This window comes from Pseudoxanthomonas broegbernensis (assembly GCF_014202435.1).
GTDB lineage: Bacteria > Pseudomonadota > Gammaproteobacteria > Xanthomonadales > Xanthomonadaceae > Pseudoxanthomonas > Pseudoxanthomonas broegbernensis.
Genome location: NZ_JACHGU010000001.1, coordinates 114,144 through 133,012, shown reverse-complemented (window position 1 = coordinate 133,012; position 18,869 = coordinate 114,144). Strand labels below are relative to the sequence as shown.

Below are 18,869 nucleotides of genomic sequence, written 5' to 3'. Positions count from 1 at the left end.
GGTACAGATGCGCACGGCGGCCCGGAAAATCAACCGGTGGGCCCGCGAGCCCCGCATTCCCCCTGCAGGAGCCGACTCCGGTCGGCGAGCGGATCGGGAACCGGCAACGTCCGGCGCGCCGGCATGGCGACCGCCGGCTGTACCCGGCGCCCTACGACGGGCCGCAACTCGGCAGGGGCGGCAACGGGGCGCCGGCCACGGCCGCGGCGATGGCACGGTCGGCGCCGGCCACGTCGATGCCCTGGTGCGCATACCACTCCGGGTTGTAGTAGCTGTGCGCGTAGCGCTCGCCGCTGTCGCACAGGACGCTGACGATGGAGCCGCCCTGCCCGGCCTCGTGCATGGCCCGGGCCGCATGCAGCACGCCGACGAAGTTGGTCCCGGTGGAGCCGCCCACGCGCCGCCCGAGCACCGCGCTGACGTGGCGCATGCCCGCCAGGCTCAGCGCATCGGGCACCTGCAGCATCGCGTCCACGCAGCCGGCGATGAAGCTGGGCTCCACCCGCGGCCGGCCGATGCCCTCGATGCGCGAGCCGCCGGTCCGCGCCAGCGACGGGTCGGCGCGGCCTTCGCGGGCGCCGCGGTAGTAGTCGAAGAACACCGAGCTCTCCGGGTCGGCGCACAGCACCCGGGTGTCGTGCTGGCGGTAGCGCACGTAGCGCCCCAGGGTGGCGCTGGTGCCGCCGGTGCCCGGGCCGCAGACGATCCACGCTGGCACCGGATGCGGCTCCTGCGCCATCTGCTTGAAGATCGACTCGGCGATGTTGTTGTTGGCGCGCCAGTCGGTGGCCCGCTCGGCGTAGGTGAACTGGTCCATGAAGTGGCCGCCGGTCTCGCGCGCCAGCCGCGCCGATTCGGCGTTGATCGAGCACGCGCTCTCGACCAGGTGGCAGCGCCCGCCGTGGAACTCGATCTCGGCGATCTTCTCCGGCGAGGTGGAGGCCGGGATCACCGCGATGAACGGCAATCCCAGCAGCCGGGCGAAATAGGCCTCCGACACCGCGGTCGAGCCGCTGGAGGCCTCCACCACCGTGCTGCCCTCGCGCAGCCAGCCGTTGGCCAGCGCGTACAGGAACAGCGAGCGCGCCAGGCGGTGCTTGAGGCTGCCGGTGGGATGGCTGGATTCGTCCTTGAGGTAGGCGTCGATGTCCGGCCAGGCCGGCAGCGGCAGCGGGATCAGGTGGGTATCGGCCGAGCGGTTGAAGTCGGCCTCGATCTTGTGGATGGCGGCGGCCACCCAGTCGCGCTGGGTCATGGCGGGAACTCGAACGGGGATGCCTCGATTCTACTTGCCCCCACCGCGCCTGCAGGCGGGGCTGCCACGTGGCCCAAGGCACGCGGATGCGCGGGACGCATCCGGCCCGCTCCGCTCCGGCGGCGATCCACCGGGCTGCGGGCCCGCTAGCCGCCTTCGGAACCGCGCCCGGGCTCCGGCCAGTAGTGGCTGTCGGGCAGTGCGCGCGCACCGAAAATGGCCTGGCCGATGCGCACGACGGTCGCGCCTTCTTCGACGGCCAGTTCGAAATCCCCGGACATGCCCATCGACAGCGCGTCCATGCCGATGCCGTCGGGCGCCTCCTGGCGCAAACGCTGGCGCAGCCCGCGCAACAGGGCGAAGCAGGGGCGCACCCGGTCCGGATCGCTGGACATCAGGGCCAGGGTCATCAGCCCGCGCACGCGCAGCGACGCGAACGCGGGCAGCTCGCGCACGAAGCCGGCCACGTCCTCCGGGGCCAGGCCGAACTTGCTGGCCTCACCGGAAGCGTTGACCTGCACGAACACGTCCAGCGCGCGCCCTTCGGCCTGCAGGTGGCGATCGAGCGCGGCGGCCACGCGCAGGCTGTCCAGCGCCTGGAACTCGCTGGCGAAGCGCGCCACGTGCTTGGCCTTGTTGGTCTGCAGGTGGCCGATGACCGACCAGCGCAGGTCCGTCAGGTCGGCCATCGCCTCGGCCTTGCCCTGCGCCTCCTGGACCTTGTTCTCGCCCAGTTCGCGGCATCCGGCGGCGTAGGCCAGGCGCAGGCGCGCCTCGGGCACGGTCTTGCTGACCGGGAGCAGGCGCACCCCGGACGGATCGCGCCCGGCGCGCATGCAGGCGGCGGCGATGCGCGCGCGCGCCGCCTCCAGGTTGCGCCGGAAATCGTCGACGCTGCAGGCCGTGGCGTAGGGAGGGCGTTCGGAATCCATGCCCAAGCGTAGCGCCCGGGACCGTGCGTGTCAGGCGGCGGCCGTCCCCGGCGCCCGCCCGCCGCTTCTCAGTTGCCGCGCAAGCATGGCGGAACATGGGCTTCCGCCGCCGGTGCCGGCAGGCGCCCTGCGTCGACGAGCGGCCAGGCTACGGCGCGGCGCGGGTGGCCGAGGAGTTCCCGGTGGCCCCGCGCCGGGCCCGACCGCCGGTCAGATCGATGCGTATCAGGTCCAATGCCCGGCAGAAACGCTCCAGGTCCTTGCCCAGAAGTCGGCGCAGGCGCCCCTCGTGCACTTCGTGGGCGGCATCCGCCGCGGCCACCAGGTCGCTGCCCTTGGCGGTCAGGTGCAGCGCATAGGAACGCATGTCGCTGCGGCTGCGGCGGCGCTCCAGCCAGCCGCGCCGCTTGAGGTCGGCCACCAGCAGGACGAGGTTCGGGCGCTTGATCTCCAGGGTTTCCCCCAGGCGCTGCTGGCGCAGCCCGGGATTGGTGGCGATCAGCTTCAGCGCCGCGTAGTGGCTGGGGCGCAGGTCGAGCGGGCGCAGCGTTTCCACGAAGTCGCGGAACACCGCCACCTGGGCCATCCGCAGCCTGAAGCCTATGAGCGCCTGCACCGCGCGGGCGTCCACGTCGTCCACGAGCGCGGCCTCGGCGCTGGATTCGCGTTCATCGGACGGCTTGTTCTTAGCCACCATGGCGCACCTCTCCAAGTAGATCTTCGTCCATCATGCCCCTATGCCGGCTCCGGAGAGAACACGACGGATGGCGGAACGCACGCAGGGACCCGCCCGGCGGCGCGCGCCCTGGCCCGCGGCCGGAAGAGCCGGGCCTATTCCACCGTCACCGACTTGGCCAGGTTGCGCGGCTTGTCCACGTCGGTGCCGCGGGCCAGGGCGGTGTGGTAGGCCAGCAATTGCACCGGGATGGTGTGGATCACCGGGCTGAGCACGCCGGCATGGCGCGGGGTGCGGATCACGTGCACGCCCTCGGACTGGGTGAAGTTGCTGTCCTGGTCGGCGAACACGAACAGTTCGCCGCCGCGCGCGCGCACTTCCTGCATGTTCGACTTGACCTTCTCCAGCAGGCGGTCGTTGGGTGCGATCACCACCACCGGCATGGCCGCGTCCACCAGCGCCAGCGGGCCGTGCTTCAGCTCGCCGGCCGGATACGCCTCGGCGTGGATGTAGGAGATCTCCTTGAGCTTGAGCGCGCCTTCCAGGGCGATCGGGTAGTGCAGGCCGCGGCCCAGGAACAGCGCGTTGTGCTTGCCGGCGAAGCGCTCGGCCCAGGCGGCGATCTGCGGCTCCAGGTTGAGCGCGTGCTGCACGCTGCCGGGCAGGCGGCGCAACTGCTCCAGGTAGCCGGCCTCCCGTTCCGGCGCCACCCTGCCCTGCAGCTTGCCCAGGACCACGGTGAGCTGGAACAGCGCCGCCAACTGGGTGGTGAAGGCCTTGGTCGAGGCCACGCCGATCTCCGCGCCGGCGCGGGTGTAGCAGACCAGCCCGCTGGCGCGCGGGATCGCGCTCTCGGGCACGTTGCAGATCGACAGTGTGTGGCGATGGCCGAGCGACTTGGCGTACTTCAGCGCTTCCATCGTGTCCAGGGTCTCGCCGGACTGGGAGATGGTCACGATCAGGTGGTCGGGATCGGCGTAGGCGTCGCGGTAGCGGTACTCGCTGGCGATCTCCACCGAGCACGGCAGGCCGGCGATGGCCTCGATCCAGTAGCGCGCGGTCAGGCCGGCGTAGTAGCTGGTGCCGCAGGCGAGGATCTGCACGCCGGTCACCCCGCGCAGGACTTCCCCGGCCCTCGCCCCGAACAGTTCCGCCTCGAAGCCGCCGACGTCGATCGCCGCCTCGAGGGTGTCGGCGATGGCGCGCGGCTGCTCGTGGATCTCCTTCTGCATGAAATGCCGGTACGGGCCCAGTTCCAGCGAGGCCAGCGACACGTCGGAGACGTGCACCTCGCGCCGTACCTCGCGGTCGCCGGCGTCGAACACGCGCACGCCTTCGCGGCGGATCTCGGCGGTGTCGCCCTCCTCCAGGAAGACCACGCGGCGGGTGGCCTGGACGATGGCCGACACGTCGGAGGCGACGAAGTTCTCGCCCTCGCCCAGCCCCACCAGCAGCGGGCAGCCCATCCGCGCGCAGACCAGGCGGTCGGGCGCCGCGCGGCTGAGCACGGCCAGCGCGTAGGCGCCGGTCAGTTCCTTCACCGCCGCCTGCAGCGCGGCCAGCAGGCGCCGTCCCGGGTCGGTCCCGGGCGCCTGCCCCTGCACCATGTGGTGGTGGATCAGGTGGGCGATGACCTCGGTGTCGGTCTGCGATTCGAAGGCGTAGCCCAGCGCGCGCAGGCGCTCGCGCTGCTGCTCGTGGTTCTCGATGATGCCGTTGTGGACCAGCGCCAGGTCGCCGTGGCTGATGTGCGGGTGGGCATTGGCCTCGGTCACCCCGCCGTGGGTGGCCCAGCGGGTGTGGCCGATGCCCAGGGTGCCGCGGAAACCCTCGGCCGCCGCCGCCTGTTCCATCTCGGCCACGCGGCCGGTGCGGCGCACGCGGCGCACGCCGGCGGCGTCGGCGATGGCGATGCCGGAGGAATCGTAGCCGCGGTATTCCAGGCGCTTGAGTCCTTCGACCAGGACCGGGACCACATCGCGATCCGCGATCGCGCCGACGATGCCGCACATGTCGTATTCCAACGGAAGCAGGGCGCCGATTCTACCGGAGGCCGGACATGCCCCGCCCCGCGCAGGCCATGCCGCGGACATGCGGCAGACAGGCCGGGCCGCGCCCGCGCCCGCGGATGCGCCCTCCTGTCCGCGCCACGTCCGGCGGACACCACGGACACCTGGGCCGGCCACGCAAACCATTCCGGATCAATCACTTGGAATTGGCACGGTGCATGCGTTGCTTGACCGCGAACCCCCACCACGAACCGCGATGATCCCCGACACCTCCGCCCAGGACCGCCCGCTCTCCACCACGCCCCGCCCGGCCTGGCGCCGCTGGCTGTGGCCGGCCGCCGGGGCGATGGCCGCGCTGGCGCTGCTGGGCTGGGTGGTGGCCGGCTGGGGCGCCGGCTCGCGCTCCTACGACGCCTCGCGCATCCGCATCGCCCAGGTCGCGCGCGGCGACCTGGTGCGCGACATCTCCGCCGACGGCAAGGTCATCACCGCCAACAGCCCCACCCTGTACGCCATCGCCGGCGGCACGGTGACGCTGAAGGTGGTGGCCGGCGACGTGGTGGAGAAGGACCGGGAACTGGCGGTGATCGACAGCCCCGAGCTGCGCAGCAAGCTGGTGCAGGAGGAGTCGACCCTGGCCAGCATGGAGGCCGAGGCCAGCCGCGCGCAACTGGATGCGCAGATCGCCCGGCTCAACGCGCGCAAGGCACTGGACCAGGCCCGGATCGACCACACCGCCGCGCAGCGCGACCTGGAACGCTACGAGCGCGCCCATGCCGGCGGCGCGGTCTCCAACAACGAGCTGGCCCGCGCCCAGGACGAGCTCAAGAAGGCCGACGTCGGCCTGCAGGCCGCGCAGAGCGACGCCGGCCTGCAGGCGCAGGGCGCGGTGCTGGACGCGCGCAACAAGCGCCTGCTCGCCGACCGCCAGCAGGCGGTGGTGGCCGAGCTGCGGCGTCAGGTGGAGGCGTTGACCCTGCGCGCCCCGTTCGACGGCCAGGTCGGCCAGGTGCAGATCGCCCAGGGCACCAACGTGACGATCAACGCGCCGATCCTGAGCGTGGTGGACCTGCGCGAGTTCGAGGTCGAGATCCGGGTGCCGGAGAGCTTCGCCCGCGACCTGGCCATCGGCGTGCCGGCCCAGGTCACCAGCCAGGGCCGGCAATACCCGGCCAAGGTCTCGGCGGTCTCCCCGGAAGTGGTCGACGGCGAGGTCAACGCGCGCCTGCGCTTCGACCAGGGCCGGCAGCCGCCGGGCCTGCGCCAGAACCAGCGCCTGTCGACCCGGATCGTGCTGGACACCCGCAAGGACGTGCTGATGGTCGAGCGCGGGCCGTTCGTCGAGCAGGACGGCGGCCACTGGGCCTGGGTGGTGGACGGGCGCAGTGCCCAGCGCCGCCCGATCCAGACCGGCGTCAGCAGCCTGGGCTACGTGGAGATCGTCTCCGGCCTGCGCGAGGGCGAGCGCATCGTCGTCTCCGGCGCCGACCAGTTCGGCGACGCGCAGCGCGTGGCGATCAACTGAAGAACCCGCTTCCCATTCCCCAACTCCCGATCACGACACACAGGAATCCCGTCATGCTGGAAATGCGCCAGGTCTCCAAGGTCTACCGCACCGCGATGGTCGAAACCCACGCCCTGCGCTCGCTCGACCTCCACGTGCGCGAGGGCGAGTTCGTCGCCGTCACCGGCCCGTCCGGCTCGGGCAAGACCACCTTCCTCAACATCGCCGGTCTGCTGGAGACCTTCAGCGACGGCGACTACCTGCTCGACGGCGAGAACGTGCGCGGCCTGTCCGACGACGCCCGCAGCCGCCTGCGCAACCGCAAGATCGGCTTCATCTTCCAGGGTTTCAACCTGATCCCGGACCTGAACCTGTTCGACAACGTGGACGTGCCGCTGCGCTACCGCGGCATGCCCTCGTCCGAGCGCAAGGCCCGGATCGAGCGCGCGCTGAACCAGGTCGGCCTGTCCTCGCGGATGAAGCACTACCCGGCCGAGCTGTCCGGCGGCCAGCAGCAGCGCGTGGCCATCGCCCGCGCCCTGGCCGGCGAGCCGCGCCTGCTGCTGGCCGACGAGCCCACCGGCAACCTGGACTCGCAGATGGCGCGCGGGGTGATGGAACTGCTGGAGAAGATCAACGCCGAAGGCACCACCATCGTGATGGTCACCCACGACCCGGAGCTGGCCGCGCGCGCGCAGCGCAACGTGCACATCGTCGACGGCGTGGCCACCGACTTGTCGGTGGAGCCGGGGCTGCGCGCGGCGCATGCGCCCCCGTCGCAGGCGAGCCACGCATGAACCGGGCCCTGTTCGGCTACTACTCCCTGCTGGCGCTGCGCAGCTTCCGCCGCAACCGGGTGCTGACCGCGCTGATGGTGCTGGCCATCGCCCTGGGCATCGGCGCGTGCATGACCACGCTGACCGTGTTCCACGTGCTGTCCGGCGACCCGATACCCGGCAAGAGCAAGCGCCTGTTCGTCGTCCAGCTCGACCCGCGCCCGGCCGCCAACCGCGTGCCCGGGGAGGAGCCGGAGCGGATGCTGACCCGTTTCGACGCCGAGGAACTGCTGCGCCAGAAACGGGCGCGGCGGCAGGCGATGATGGCCGGCGGCAACGGCATCGTCCATCCGGACGGGCGCACGCTCAAGCCGTTCTCGGTGTCGATGCACTTCACCTCCTCGGACTTCTTCGCCATGTTCGAGGTCCCGTTCCGCCACGGGCGGGGCTGGTCGGCCGGGGACGACGCGGCGCGTGCGCGGGTGGCGGTGATCGCGCCGGAGCTGAACGAGAAGCTGTTCGGCGGCGCGGACAGCACCGGCCGCGAGCTGCGCATCGACGGCCACGCGTTCCAGGTCGTCGGCGTGCTCGATGCATGGGCGCCGCAACCGCATTTCTACAACCTGTGGATGCGCAGCTTCGGCGACACCGAGCAGGTCTTCGTCCCGTTCCAGACCGCGGTGGACCTGCACCTCAACCGCAGCGGCCTGATGAACTGCTTCAGCCACCAGCCGGTCAGCGGCGACTACACCGCCCTCAACAAGCCCTGCAGTTGGGTGCAGTACTGGGTGGAGCTGGAGCGGCCCGCGCAGGCGGGGGAATTCAAGGCCTACCTGGACCAGTATTCCGCCCAGCAAAGGGACGCCGGCCGCTTCGAGCGCCCGCCCAACACCCGGCTGCGCAACGTGATGCAGTGGCTGGACCACCACCGGATCGTGCCGGGCGACGTGCGCCTGCAACTGTGGCTGGCGTTCGGCTTCCTGCTGGTGTGCCTGCTCAACACCGTCGGCCTGCTGCTGGCCAAGTTCCTGCGCCGCAGCGGCGAGATCGGCGTGCGCCGCGCACTGGGAGCCACCCGGGCGGAGATCTTCAAGCAATGCCTGATGGAAGCCGGCGCCATCGGCCTGGCCGGCGGCCTGGTGGGCCTGGGGTTTGCGCTGATCGGGCTGTGGGCGGTCAGGCAGCGGCCAACCGGCTACGCCGCGCTGGCGCACATCGACCTGCCGATGCTGGCGCTGACCTTCGTCCTGGCGGTCGCCGCCAGCATGCTGGCCGGAGCGCTCCCGGCATGGCGGGCCATGCAGGTGACCCCGGCCATCCAGCTCAAATCCCAATGACCCGCCCCCTCCCCCGAGCGGGGAGGAAAACCGGAAAAGACCGCCGCCATGGAAATCCGCCCCATCCTTTCCACCTTGCGCAAGAACCAGATCGCCACCGCGCTGATCGTCCTGGAGATCGCGTTGAGCTGCGCGATCCTGTGCAATGCGCTGTTCCTGGTCTCGCAGCGGCTGGACAACATCGGCCAGCCCAGCGGCATCGCCGAGAGCGAACTGCTGCAGATCCGGCTGGGCGGCATCGGCAGCCGCGCCGACGCCGACGCGCGCACCGCCGAGGACCTGGCCGCATTGCGCGCCATCCCCGGCGTGGCCAGCGCCACCGTCGCCAACCAGGTGCCGTTCCACGGCCATGGGTCCAACACCGTGCTGTCGCTGTCGCCCGACCAGGTGAACCCGACCCTGAGCGCGGCCAAGTACGACACCCATCCCGGCCTGCTGGACACCTTCGGCCTGCGCCTGGTCGCCGGCCGCGACTTCCTGGCGGACGAATACGAGGACGGCTCCAAGCTGTACCAGATGGAGGACCTCAGCGGCGTGCGCGGCACCATCATCGTCAGCGCCTCCGCCGCCCGGCGCCTGTTCCCCGAGCAGGGCGCGGTGGGCAGGACCGTCTACCTGGGGACGATACCGCTGACCATCGTGGGCGTCGTCGACACCCTGGCCCGGCCCGGGGTCATGGACGGCAATACCAGCCATTCGGTCGTCTTCCCGGTCCGCCTCAACTACGACAACGGCGGCCTCTACCTGTTGCGCGTGGCCGACCCGGCGCGCCGGGACGAGATCCTGGAGCAGGCCGTGGCCGCGCTGGAGCGGATCGATCCCGACCGCCTGGTCCAGGAGCGGCGCAGCTACGAGGAAGTGCGCAACGGCTACTTCCGGAACGACCGCGAGATGATCGGCCTGCTGGTCACGGTCACGCTCGCGCTGCTGCTGGTCACCGCGCTGGGCATCGCGGGCCTGGCGAACTTCTGGGTGCAGCAGCGCACCCGCCAGATCGGCGTGCGCCGCGCGCTGGGCGCCACCCGGGCGCAGATCACGCGGTACTTCCAGACCGAGAACTTCCTCATCGTCGGCGCCGGCATCGCCCTGGGGATGCTGCTGGCCTTCGCCCTCAACCAGTGGCTGATGGGCCACTACGAACTGCCGCGCCTGCCGCTGCAGTACCTGCCGGCCGGCGCCGCCGCGCTCTGGGCGATCGGCCAGGTGGCGGTGTTCGGCCCGGCGCGCAAGGCCGCCGGCGTGCCGCCGGCCATCGCCACCCGCGGACTGTGACCGGAGGACGCCCATGTTCGCCTACTACTGCAACCTGGCCCTGCGCAGCTTCCGCCGCGACAAGGCCCTGACCGTGCTGATGGTGCTGGCCATCGCCCTGGGCATCGGCGCGTGCATGACCACGCTGACCGTGTTCCACGTGCTGTCCGGCGACCCGATGCCGGGCAAGAGCGACCGGCTGTTCTACGTGCAGCTGGACCCGGCGGAGATGAACGACTACACCCCGGGCGAGGAACCCGCCCTTCAGGTCACCCGCCACGACGCCGAGGCGCTGCTGCGCGAAAAGCGCGGCGATCGCCAGGCGATGATGACCGGCGGCGGCGTCTCCATCACCCCGGACCGCGATGGCATGGCGCCGTTCATGCGCAGCGCGCGCTACACCAGCGCCGACTTCTTCGCGATGTTCGACGCGCCCATGCTCCATGGCCGGGGCTGGAACGCGAAGGAAGACGAGGACCATGCGCGGGTCGTGGTCATCTCCAGCGCGCTCAACAATCGGGTATTCGGCGATGGCGACAGCACCGGCAAGCAACTGCGCATCGACCGGACCGACTTCACCGTGGTCGGCGTGATCGACGAATGGCGGCCGACTCCTCGCTTCTACGACATGAACAGCGACCGCTACGGCGAGCTGGAGGATGTATTCCTGCCGTTCACCACCTCGCGCGACCTGAAGATGAGCCGCAGCGGCAGCATGGACTGCTGGGGCGACAGCGGCGGTGACTCCACTGGCCCCAATGCGCCCTGCGTATGGATCCAGTACTGGGTGGAGCTGGACTCCCCGGCCAAGGCCGCCGCCTACCGGGACTACCTGGTCGACTACTCCGACCAGCAGCGCGCGGCCGGCCGCTACAAGCGCCCGACCAACGTGCGCCTGCGCGACGTGATGGAGTGGCTGGCGTTCGCCAAGGTCGTGCCGGGGGACGTGGTGATGCAGTTGTGGCTGGGCATGGGCTTCCTGCTGGTGTGCCTGGTCAACACCGTCGGCCTGCTGCTGGCCAAGTTCCTGCGCCGCGGCAGCGAGATCGGCGTGCGCCGCGCGCTGGGCGCCTCGCGCGGGGCGATCTTCGCCCAGTGCCTGGTCGAGGCCGGCACGGTCGGGCTGGCCGGCGGCATCCTCGGCCTGGGGCTGTCGCTGCTGGGGCTGTGGGCGGTGCGCCAGCAGCCGGCCAGCTACGCCGGACTGGCCCGGCTGGACCTGGGCATGCTGCTGCTGACCTTCGCCCTGGCCATCGCGGCCAGCGTGCTGGCCGGGCTGCTGCCGGCCTGGCGGGCGATGCAGGTGGCGCCGGCGATCCAGCTCAAATCCCAATGACCTCCCGCCGTCCCCGCTTTCGTGGGAACGGCGGGCACAACGGAGGCCTTCCATGGACATCCGCCCCATCCTCTCCACCCTGATGCGGCACAAGACCGCCGCGGCGCTGATCGTCGTCGAGATCGCGCTGACCTGCGCGATCATCTGCAACGCGCTGTTCATGATCGGCGACCGCTTGGCCCAGGTGCGCGAGGTCAGCGGCCTGGCCGAGGACGAGCTGGTCCGGGTGCAGGTCGCCGGCCTGGACAACCCGGAGCAGTCCGCGCGCACCCGCGCCGACCTGGCCGCGCTGCGCGCCCTGCCCGGGGTGAAGGACGCGACCGTGGTCAACCAGGTGCCGTTCGTCAATTCCTCGTGGAACAGCGGCGTGCGCCTGAGCGCCGACCAGCGCCAGTCCACCCTCAACGCCACCACCTACATGGCCGAGGACCGGTTCGTGGAGACCCTGGGCCTGACCCTGGCGGCCGGCCGCGACTTCACCGCCGAGGAGTACCGCGAGGCCGCCTCGCTGCTGGACGGCGCCAGCGGGCTGGATTCGATCCCCGCCACGATCATCACCCGCTCCCTGGCCGAGCGTCTGTTCCCGGGCCAGGACCCCATCGGCAAGAGCTTCTACAGTTGGGGCGAGGAGCCGATCCGGGTGGTGGGCGTGGTCGAGCACCTGGTGCGCCCCAGCCAGTTCGGCGGACCGGCCGCGCGCGAGTACTCGATGGTGTTCCCGCTGCGCCCGCACTACAACCTCGGCGGCAACTACGTGATCCGCACCATGCCCGAGCGGCGCGCCGAGGTGCTGGAGGCGGCCAAGGCCGTGCTGCGCGGCGGTGGCGCCGACCGCATCATCATCGACGACGACAGCAAGACCATGGAACAGTTGCGCAGCGAGTTCTACCAGGGTCCGCGCTCGATGGCCTGGCTCCTGGGCATCGTCTGCGTGACGCTGCTGCTGATCACCGCGCTGGGCATCGTCGGCCTGGCCAGCTTCTGGGTGCAGCAGCGCACCAAGCAGATCGGCGTGCGCCGCGCGCTGGGCGCCACCCGCGGGCAGATCCTGCGCTATTTCCAGATGGAGAACTTCCTGCTGGCCGGCATCGGCATCGTCCTGGGCATGCTGCTGGCCTTCGCCATCAACCAGTGGCTGATGGGCAAGTACGAGATGGCCCGGCTGCCGCTGTACTACCTGCCGGTCGGCGCGGCGCTGCTGTGGGGCCTGGGCCAGCTTGCGGTCTACGCACCGGCGCGCAGGGCGGCCTCGGTGCCGCCGGCGATCGCCACCCGCAGCGTTTAAGCTGGCGCACCGGCTTCCTACCCACCACAGGATGCGCATGTCCACGATCCTGGTCATCGACGACAACCCCGCCGTCGCCACCGCGCTGGAGGTGCTGTTCTCGCTGCACGACCTGGCGACCGTGCACGCGGCCACGCCGGAGGCCGGGCTGGCGCTGCTGGATGCCGAGCCGGTGGACCTGGTGATCCAGGACATGAACTTCAGCGCCGACACCACCTCCGGCGACGAGGGCCGCGCGCTGTTCGCCGCGATCCGGCGGTGCCACCCGGACCTGCCGGTGATCCTGCTCACCGCCTGGACCCACCTGGAAAGCGCGGTGGAGCTGATCAAGGCCGGCGCCGCCGACTACGTGGCCAAGCCGTGGCAGGACGCCAAGCTGCTGGCCACGGTCAACAACCTGCTGGAACTGGGCGAGGCCCGGCGCGAGCTGGACCAGCGCCGCGACGGCGAGCGCCGCCGCCGCGACGACCTGGCCCGCCGCTACGACCTGCGCGGGGCGGTGTTCGCCGACCCGACCAGCGAGCGGGTGATCGCGCTGGCCTGCCAGGTGGCGCGCTCGGAACTGCCGGTGCTGGTCACCGGCCCCAACGGCAGCGGCAAGGAGAAGATCGCCGAGATCGTGCAGGCCAACTCGCCGGTCAAGGACGGACCGTTCGTCACCCTCAACTGCGGGGCGCTGCCGGCCGAGCTGATCGAGGCCGAGCTGTTCGGCGCCGAAGCCGGCGCCTACACCGGCGCCAACCGGGCGCGCGAGGGCAAGTTCGAGGCCGCCGACGGCGGCACCCTGTTCCTGGACGAGATCGGCAACCTGCCGCCGGCCGGGCAGGTGAAGCTGCTGCGGGTGCTGGAGACCGGCCGCTTCGCCCGCCTGGGCGCCAACCGCGAGCGCCAGGTGAAAGTGCGCGTGGTCAGCGCGACCAACGCCGACTTGCCGGCGATGATCCGCGAGGGCACGTTCCGCGAGGACCTGTACTACCGGCTCAACACCATCGAACTGGCGATGCCGCCGCTGGCCGAACGCCCCGGCGACATCCTGCCGCTGGCCGAGCGCTTCCTCGACGGCGGCCGCCCGCTGGCGCCCGCCGCCGCCGCCGCGCTGCAGCGCCATCCATGGCCGGGCAACGTGCGCGAGCTGCGCAACGTGATCCAGCGCGCGCAACTGTTGGCCGCCGGTGCGCGGATCGAGGCCGCCGACCTGGGCCTGCCGCGGGCGCCGGCCGGCCGCGGCAGCCCGGCGCAGGAACCGGCGCGCGAGCAGATCGAGGCCGCGCTGGCGCACGCCGGCGGGGTGATCGCCCAGGCCGCCGCCGAGCTGGGCATGAGCCGGCAGGCCCTGTACCGGCGCATGGAGCGCCACGGCCTGAAGGCCCCCTGAGCCGCCGGCCCGGATGATCCGCCGCACCCTCACCCTGCGCCTGTTCCTGCGCCTGCTGCCGGTGCTGGCCCTGGCCGCGGCGCTGCCGTGGGCGTTCGCCTACTGGATCGACCGCGGCTGGGTGCTGGCCTGCACCTCGCTGGCGGTGCTGCTGGCGCTGATGTGGTGGAGCCTGCACCGCGCGCTGGCGCCGATGCGCGCGCTGTTCCGGGCGCTGGCCGGCAGCGTCAACACCTACCGCGACGGCGAGTTCAACTCCGGGGTCCACTGGCGCAGCGACGACGAACTGGGCGAACTGGTCGGCGCCCATGCCGAGCTGGGCCGGGTCCTGCGCGAGCAGCGCCAGGCCCTGGTCCAGCGCGAACTGCTGCTGGACACCATGGTCCAGAACACGCCGGTGGCCATGCTGCTGTCGGCCGAGGGCGGCGACGGCCTGCACCGCGTGGTCTACGCCAACCTGGCCGCGCGCAAGCTGCTCAACGACGGCCGCAAGCTGGAAGGCCAGCGCATGGGGCCGCTGCTGGACGCGCTGCCGGTGGAGCTGCGCGAGGCGATGGCGCGGGGAGGCGACAGCCTGTTCGCCGTCCCCGGCGAGGGCGACGAGGAGGAGGTCTACCACCTGTCGCGGCGCCGCTTCAGCCTCAACGGCCGCCGCCACGACCTGCTGCTGGTGCGCCTGCTCACTCCCGAGCTGCGGCGGCAGGAAGTGCATACCTGGAAGAAGGTGATCCGGGTGATCAGCCACGAACTGAACAACTCGCTGGCGCCCATCGCCTCGCTGGCCCATTCGGGCGCCGAGCTGGTCCGGCGCGGCCGCCACGAGCGGCTGGGCGAGGTGTTCTCCACCATCGAGGACCGCGCCCGCCACCTGGAGGGCTTCATCCGCGGCTATGCGCGCTTCGCCAAGCTGCCGCAGCCGCAGTTGCAGCGCGTGCCGTGGGCGCAGTTCCTCGGCCGCCTGCAGTGCCAGATCGGCTTCGAGCTGGAAGGCACCGTATCCGGGGTGCACGCGCGCCTGGACCCGGCGCAGATGGAGCAGGCCCTGCTCAACCTGCTCAAGAACGCGCACGAGGCCGGCGCCGAGGCGGCGGAGCCGGGCGGCGAGGTGCGGGTGCGCCTGCTGCACCTGCCCGGCTGGACGCGGCTGGAAGTGCTGGACCGCGGGCCGGGCATGAACGAGGCGGTGCTGCACAACGCGCTGCTGCCGTTCTATTCGACCAAGCGCAACGGCACCGGCCTGGGCCTGGCCCTGGCCCGCGAGATCGTCGAGGCGCATGGCGGGCGCCTGTCGCTGCGCAACCGCGGCAGCGGCGGCCTGTGCGTGGCGGTGATGCTGCCCGCGGCCGAGGCCTGACGGGCCCGGCGCGCCGCCCGATATCGCCCTGCAGGCGCCGGCTTCAACCGGCGGCACGCCACTCGGCACGGGCGACTGCCTGGTGCGCCCTGCGCCCGGGTCGCCGGCTGGACCGGGCGCCTGCGACGGCGGGGGACGCGGCGGGAGTCAGGGCTTCGGCTTCTTCTGCGGCCGCTTCCAGCCTTCGACGCTGGTCTGGCGCGAACGCGATACCGTCAAGATGCCGGCCGGCGCGTTGCGGGTGATCACCGAGCCGGCGCCGATGGTGGCGCCCGCCCCGATCTCCACCGGCGCCACCAGCGCGGCGTTGGAACCGACGAAGACGCCGTCGCCGATGATCGTGGCCGACTTGTTCGCCCCGTCGTAGTTGCAGGTGATGGCGCCGGCGCCGATGTTGACCCCCGCCCCCACCTGCGCATCGCCCAGGTAGGCCAGGTGGTTGGCCTTGCTGCCCACGCCCAGCACGGTCTTCTTGGTCTCGACGAAGTTGCCGATGTGCACGCCGTCGGCCAGCACCGTGCCCGGGCGCAGCCGGGCGTAGGGGCCGATCTGCGCGGCGCCTTCGCTGATCACGCCGTCCAGGTCGCAGTGCGCGCGCACCACGGTGCCCGCGCCCAGGCGCACGTCCTTGAGCCGGGTGAACGGGCCGATGCGCACGCCGTCGCCCAGCTCCACCTCGCCCTCCAGCACCACGTTGGCGTCGATCTCCACGTCGTAGCCCACGCGCACGATGCCGCGCTGGTCGAAGCGCGCCGGGTCCAGCAGGCGCGCACCCTGCGCGCACAGCGCACGCGCGCAGCGCCGCTGGAACGCGCGCTCCAGGTGCGCCAACTGCCAGGGGTCGTTGGCGCCCTCGGCCTCCAGCGGGTCGGCCACCGCCACCAGCTCGGCCGCGTTGTACTCCTCGGCGGCCATGGCGAAGATGTCGGTGAGGTAGTACTCGCCCTGCGCGTTGTCGTTGGACAGCCGCTCCAGCCAGCGCTTGAGCGCGTCGGACTCGGCGGCCACGATGCCGGTGTTGACGATGCCGATGCGGCGCTGCTCCTCGTCGGCGTCGCGATGCTCCACGATGGCGGCCACCCGGCCCTGCGAGTCGCGCACGATGCGGCCGTAGCCGCCCGGGTCGTCCGGCTCGGCCACCAGCACCCGCAGCAGGCCGGGCGCGGCCAGCAGGCGGCGCAGGGTGGCGGGCGCGGTCAACGGCACGTCGCCGTACAGCACCAGCACGTCCACCGCCGCCGGGATCTGCGGCAGCGCCTGCTGCACCGCGTGGCCGGTGCCCAGTTGATCGGCCTGCTCGGCCCAGTCCAGGTCCGCCTGCCCGGCGAACGCGGCGCGCACCGCCTCGCCACCATGCCCATAGACCACGTGGATGCCGGCCGGCCGCAGCGCGCGCGCGGTGTCGATCACGTGGGCCAGCATCGGCCGCCCGCCCACCGGCTGCAGCACCTTGGGCAGCGCCGACTTCATCCGCTTGCCTTCGCCGGCGGCGAGGATCACCACGTGCAATGCCTGGGTCATGCGATCCGCTTCCTGGACGGTGTGCGCCAGCCCCGGATTCTATACGGCCGCCGCAAGGCGGCAGTGACGCGCGCGCCGGGCGGCATGCCGGTCCGCAACCGCAGCCTTCACCGACGGGCACGGCCGCCTCCGCGGGACGGCGATGGCCGCGGGTTTAGACTGCGCAGCGCACCGGCCCCCGACCCGCCCACCAGGACCCCATCTCCATGCCGCTCCTTCGCCAGGGCAGCCAGTACCTCGCATTCGGCCTGCTGCAACTGCTGCTGGACTGGGCGGTGTTCGTGGCGGCGACCGCGGCCGGCATGCCCGCCGCCCCGGCCAACGTGCTCGGCCGCAGCGGCGGGGCGATGCTGGGTTTCTGGCTCAATGGCCGCTACACCTTCGCCGGCGACGAAGGCTGCCGCCTGGGCTGGCGCCGCTTCGTCCGCTTCTGGCTGCTGTGGCTGGCGATGACCGCGCTGAGCACGCTGCTGGTGAGCCTGGTGGAAGCGCGGCTGGGCCTGCGCTGGGCCTGGCTGGCCAAGCCGGTGGTCGAGGGCGGGCTGGCCCTGGCCAACTTCTTCCTCATGCGGCGGCTGGTGTACCGCTGAGCGCATCCGCCGGACGCGCGCGCCGGGTGTCCCGCGGCCCCGCCGGACCCGGGCCGACTGCGGCCGACATGACCTGGATCAGGGCCGCCGCGCCGGCGCGGCCGCAGGCTGGACGCTCCTTCCACCAGGAGACCGCCGTGAGCGATTCCACCGCCGCACCCGACTACACCGCCCACCCCTTCGACGCCCGCGGCATCGCCCGGCGCTTCCGCCATTCGGCCATCTTCGGCGCGCTGGGCGCGCTGGAGCCGGGCGAGGCGATGCGCTTCGTCAACGACCACGACCCGCTGCCGTTGCTGGCCCAACTGAGCGAGCGCTTCGGCGACCGCATCGAGATCCTGTACCGACAGCGCCAGCAGGGCGCCATCGTGATCGACTTCGTGGTGCGGGCCTGAGCCATGGCCTTCCCCGCATTCTTCGACCAGGCGCCGGTGCTGCGCCTGCGCGACGGGCTGGCCGAACTGCTCGGCGCCGCGCCGGACGGCATCGTCGAATACCGCTACGCCGATGCCGTGCGCCTGGCCGGCCACTCCTGCCCCACCGTGGCCGGCGCCTGGCTGTGCGCCCGCGCCGGCCTGCGCGCGCTGTACGGCCAGGACCTGCCCGAGCGTGGCGGGGTGGCGGTGAGCCTGCCCGAGGCCGAGGACGCGGGCGTGGCCGGCGTCGTCGGCCAGGTGCTGACCCTGGTCACCGGCGCGGCCGGCGCGGGCGGCTTCAAGGGCCTGGGCGGGCGCCACGCGCGCAACGCCCTGCTGCGCTACGGCGATGCGCGGGCCGGCGCGCTGCGCCTGCGCCGGCTCGATACCGGGGCCACGGTGGAGGTGGAACTGGACGCCTCGCCGGTGCCCGCCGACCCGGAACAGCGCATCCTGCTGGCCGCGGTGATGCAGGGCGGCGCCGACGCCATGCAGCGCCGCCGCTTCGGCGAAGCCTGGCAGGCGCGGGTGCGGCGCCTGCTGCTGGACCACGCGGACGACCCGGCGGTGGTGCGGGTGCGCCCTATCGCGGGCTGACGGACACGGGGCGTCGGGCCCGGCACGCCCTCCCGCCGCGGAGCGCCGCGACGCGGGACGACCGGGGATCGCGCCTTCAGCGCTCCAGGAAATTCTTCAGCAGCGCGTGGCCGTGTTCGGTGAGGATGGACTCGGGATGGAACTGCACCCCCTCCACCGGGTGCTCGCGGTGGCGCAGGCCCATGATCTCCTCGAACGAACCGTCCGGGTTCTCGGTCCAGGCGGTGATCTCCAGCTCGGCGGGCAGCGAGCCGCGCTCGACCACCAGCGAGTGGTAGCGGGTGGCCTGGTAGCCGTCCGCCAGGCCGGCGAACACGCCCTTGCCCCCGTGCCGGATCGCCGAGGTCTTGCCGTGCATGATGTTGTCCGCGCGGACCACCTTGCCGCCATAGGCCTGGCCGATGCTCTGGTGGCCCAGGCACACGCCCAGAATCGGCGTGCCCGGCCCCAGCCTGCGGATCACCTCCAGCGACACGCCCGCCTCGTTGGGCGTGCACGGGCCGGGCGAGATGACGATCCGCTCGGGCGCAAGCCTGCCGATCTGCTCCACCGTCATCGCATCGTTGCGCACCACCTCCACCTCCGCGCCCAGCGTCTGCAGGTACTGCACGAGGTTGAAGGTGAAGCTGTCGTAGTTGTCGATCATCAAAAGCAT

At 72.0% G+C, this 18,869-nt stretch carries 17 protein-coding genes; 11 read left to right on the top strand and 6 right to left on the bottom strand.

The window, feature by feature from the left end; translation table 11 throughout:
- Positions 1 to 151 precede the first annotated feature (151 nt).
- The 4 genes from HNR76_RS00575 to glmS form a co-directional block, all read right to left on the bottom strand.
- On the bottom strand, positions 152 to 1,255 hold the full coding sequence (locus tag HNR76_RS00575; RefSeq protein WP_162310771.1) for a PLP-dependent cysteine synthase family protein: 1,104 nt from the start codon (positions 1,253 to 1,255) through the stop codon (positions 152 to 154).
- A gap of 146 nt (positions 1,256 to 1,401) precedes the next feature.
- Positions 1,402 to 2,187, bottom strand: coding sequence for a YggS family pyridoxal phosphate-dependent enzyme (locus HNR76_RS00570; protein ID WP_162310772.1), 786 nt, complete (start codon positions 2,185 to 2,187; stop codon positions 1,402 to 1,404).
- 148 nt (positions 2,188 to 2,335) lie between these two features.
- Positions 2,336 to 2,884 (bottom strand): MarR family winged helix-turn-helix transcriptional regulator, encoded by a 549-nt coding sequence (locus tag HNR76_RS00565; protein WP_162310773.1) that lies wholly within the window; start codon positions 2,882 to 2,884, stop codon positions 2,336 to 2,338.
- Positions 2,885 to 3,018: 134 nt separating this feature from the next.
- The gene (gene glmS / locus HNR76_RS00560; RefSeq protein WP_162310774.1) at positions 3,019 to 4,875 is read right to left on the bottom strand and encodes a glutamine--fructose-6-phosphate transaminase (isomerizing); all 1,857 of its coding nucleotides are present in this window, start codon (positions 4,873 to 4,875) and stop codon (positions 3,019 to 3,021) included.
- Positions 4,876 to 5,128: 253 nt separating this feature from the next.
- Here glmS and HNR76_RS00555 point away from each other — a divergent pair, with 253 nt between their 5' ends.
- Genes HNR76_RS00555 through HNR76_RS00520 form a run of 8 tightly spaced genes read left to right on the top strand, consistent with a single transcriptional unit; the run spans position 5,129 to position 15,090 of the window.
- Positions 5,129 to 6,397 (top strand): efflux RND transporter periplasmic adaptor subunit, encoded by a 1,269-nt coding sequence (locus HNR76_RS00555; protein WP_162310775.1) that lies wholly within the window; start codon positions 5,129 to 5,131, stop codon positions 6,395 to 6,397.
- A 53-nt stretch (positions 6,398 to 6,450) separates the two neighbouring features.
- Entirely contained in the window at positions 6,451 to 7,173 is a 723-nt protein-coding gene (locus tag HNR76_RS00550; protein ID WP_162310776.1) for an ABC transporter ATP-binding protein, read from the top strand.
- A gap of 8 nt (positions 7,174 to 7,181) precedes the next feature.
- Complete coding sequence (locus HNR76_RS00545) at positions 7,182 to 8,489, top strand: ABC transporter permease (RefSeq protein WP_162310867.1); 1,308 nt, start codon at positions 7,182 to 7,184, stop codon at positions 8,487 to 8,489.
- A gap of 48 nt (positions 8,490 to 8,537) precedes the next feature.
- Complete coding sequence (locus HNR76_RS00540; RefSeq protein ID WP_162310777.1) at positions 8,538 to 9,761, top strand: ABC transporter permease; 1,224 nt, start codon at positions 8,538 to 8,540, stop codon at positions 9,759 to 9,761.
- A gap of 13 nt (positions 9,762 to 9,774) precedes the next feature.
- Positions 9,775 to 11,076 (top strand): ABC transporter permease, encoded by a 1,302-nt coding sequence (locus HNR76_RS00535; protein ID WP_162310778.1) that lies wholly within the window; start codon positions 9,775 to 9,777, stop codon positions 11,074 to 11,076.
- Positions 11,077 to 11,128: 52 nt separating this feature from the next.
- The gene (locus HNR76_RS00530) at positions 11,129 to 12,361 is read left to right on the top strand and encodes an ABC transporter permease (RefSeq protein ID WP_162310779.1); all 1,233 of its coding nucleotides are present in this window, start codon (positions 11,129 to 11,131) and stop codon (positions 12,359 to 12,361) included.
- 37 nt (positions 12,362 to 12,398) lie between these two features.
- Complete coding sequence (locus HNR76_RS00525; RefSeq protein ID WP_162310780.1) at positions 12,399 to 13,736, top strand: sigma-54-dependent transcriptional regulator; 1,338 nt, start codon at positions 12,399 to 12,401, stop codon at positions 13,734 to 13,736.
- 13 nt (positions 13,737 to 13,749) lie between these two features.
- Positions 13,750 to 15,090 carry a sensor histidine kinase gene (locus HNR76_RS00520; RefSeq protein ID WP_162310781.1) on the top strand — a complete coding sequence of 447 codons (1,341 nt, stop codon included), beginning with the start codon at positions 13,750 to 13,752 and terminating at the stop codon, positions 15,088 to 15,090.
- A 147-nt stretch (positions 15,091 to 15,237) separates the two neighbouring features.
- On the opposite strand, the gene glmU is transcribed toward HNR76_RS00520, so the two are convergent.
- On the bottom strand, positions 15,238 to 16,611 hold the full coding sequence (gene glmU, locus HNR76_RS00515) for a bifunctional UDP-N-acetylglucosamine diphosphorylase/glucosamine-1-phosphate N-acetyltransferase GlmU (protein ID WP_162310782.1): 1,374 nt from the start codon (positions 16,609 to 16,611) through the stop codon (positions 15,238 to 15,240).
- Positions 16,612 to 16,817: 206 nt separating this feature from the next.
- On the opposite strand from glmU, the gene HNR76_RS00510 reads away from it, so the two are divergent.
- From HNR76_RS00510 to HNR76_RS00500, 3 genes are all read left to right on the top strand, one after another.
- Positions 16,818 to 17,201 (top strand): GtrA family protein, encoded by a 384-nt coding sequence (locus HNR76_RS00510; protein ID WP_162310783.1) that lies wholly within the window; start codon positions 16,818 to 16,820, stop codon positions 17,199 to 17,201.
- A 137-nt stretch (positions 17,202 to 17,338) separates the two neighbouring features.
- Positions 17,339 to 17,596 carry a DUF2249 domain-containing protein gene (locus HNR76_RS00505; protein WP_249065636.1) on the top strand — a complete coding sequence of 86 codons (258 nt, stop codon included), beginning with the start codon at positions 17,339 to 17,341 and terminating at the stop codon, positions 17,594 to 17,596.
- 3 nt (positions 17,597 to 17,599) lie between these two features.
- Positions 17,600 to 18,214 (top strand): hypothetical protein, encoded by a 615-nt coding sequence (locus HNR76_RS00500; RefSeq protein ID WP_162310785.1) that lies wholly within the window; start codon positions 17,600 to 17,602, stop codon positions 18,212 to 18,214.
- A gap of 76 nt (positions 18,215 to 18,290) precedes the next feature.
- On the opposite strand, the gene HNR76_RS00495 is transcribed toward HNR76_RS00500, so the two are convergent.
- Entirely contained in the window at positions 18,291 to 18,869 is a 579-nt protein-coding gene (locus tag HNR76_RS00495; protein WP_162310786.1) for an anthranilate synthase component II, read from the bottom strand.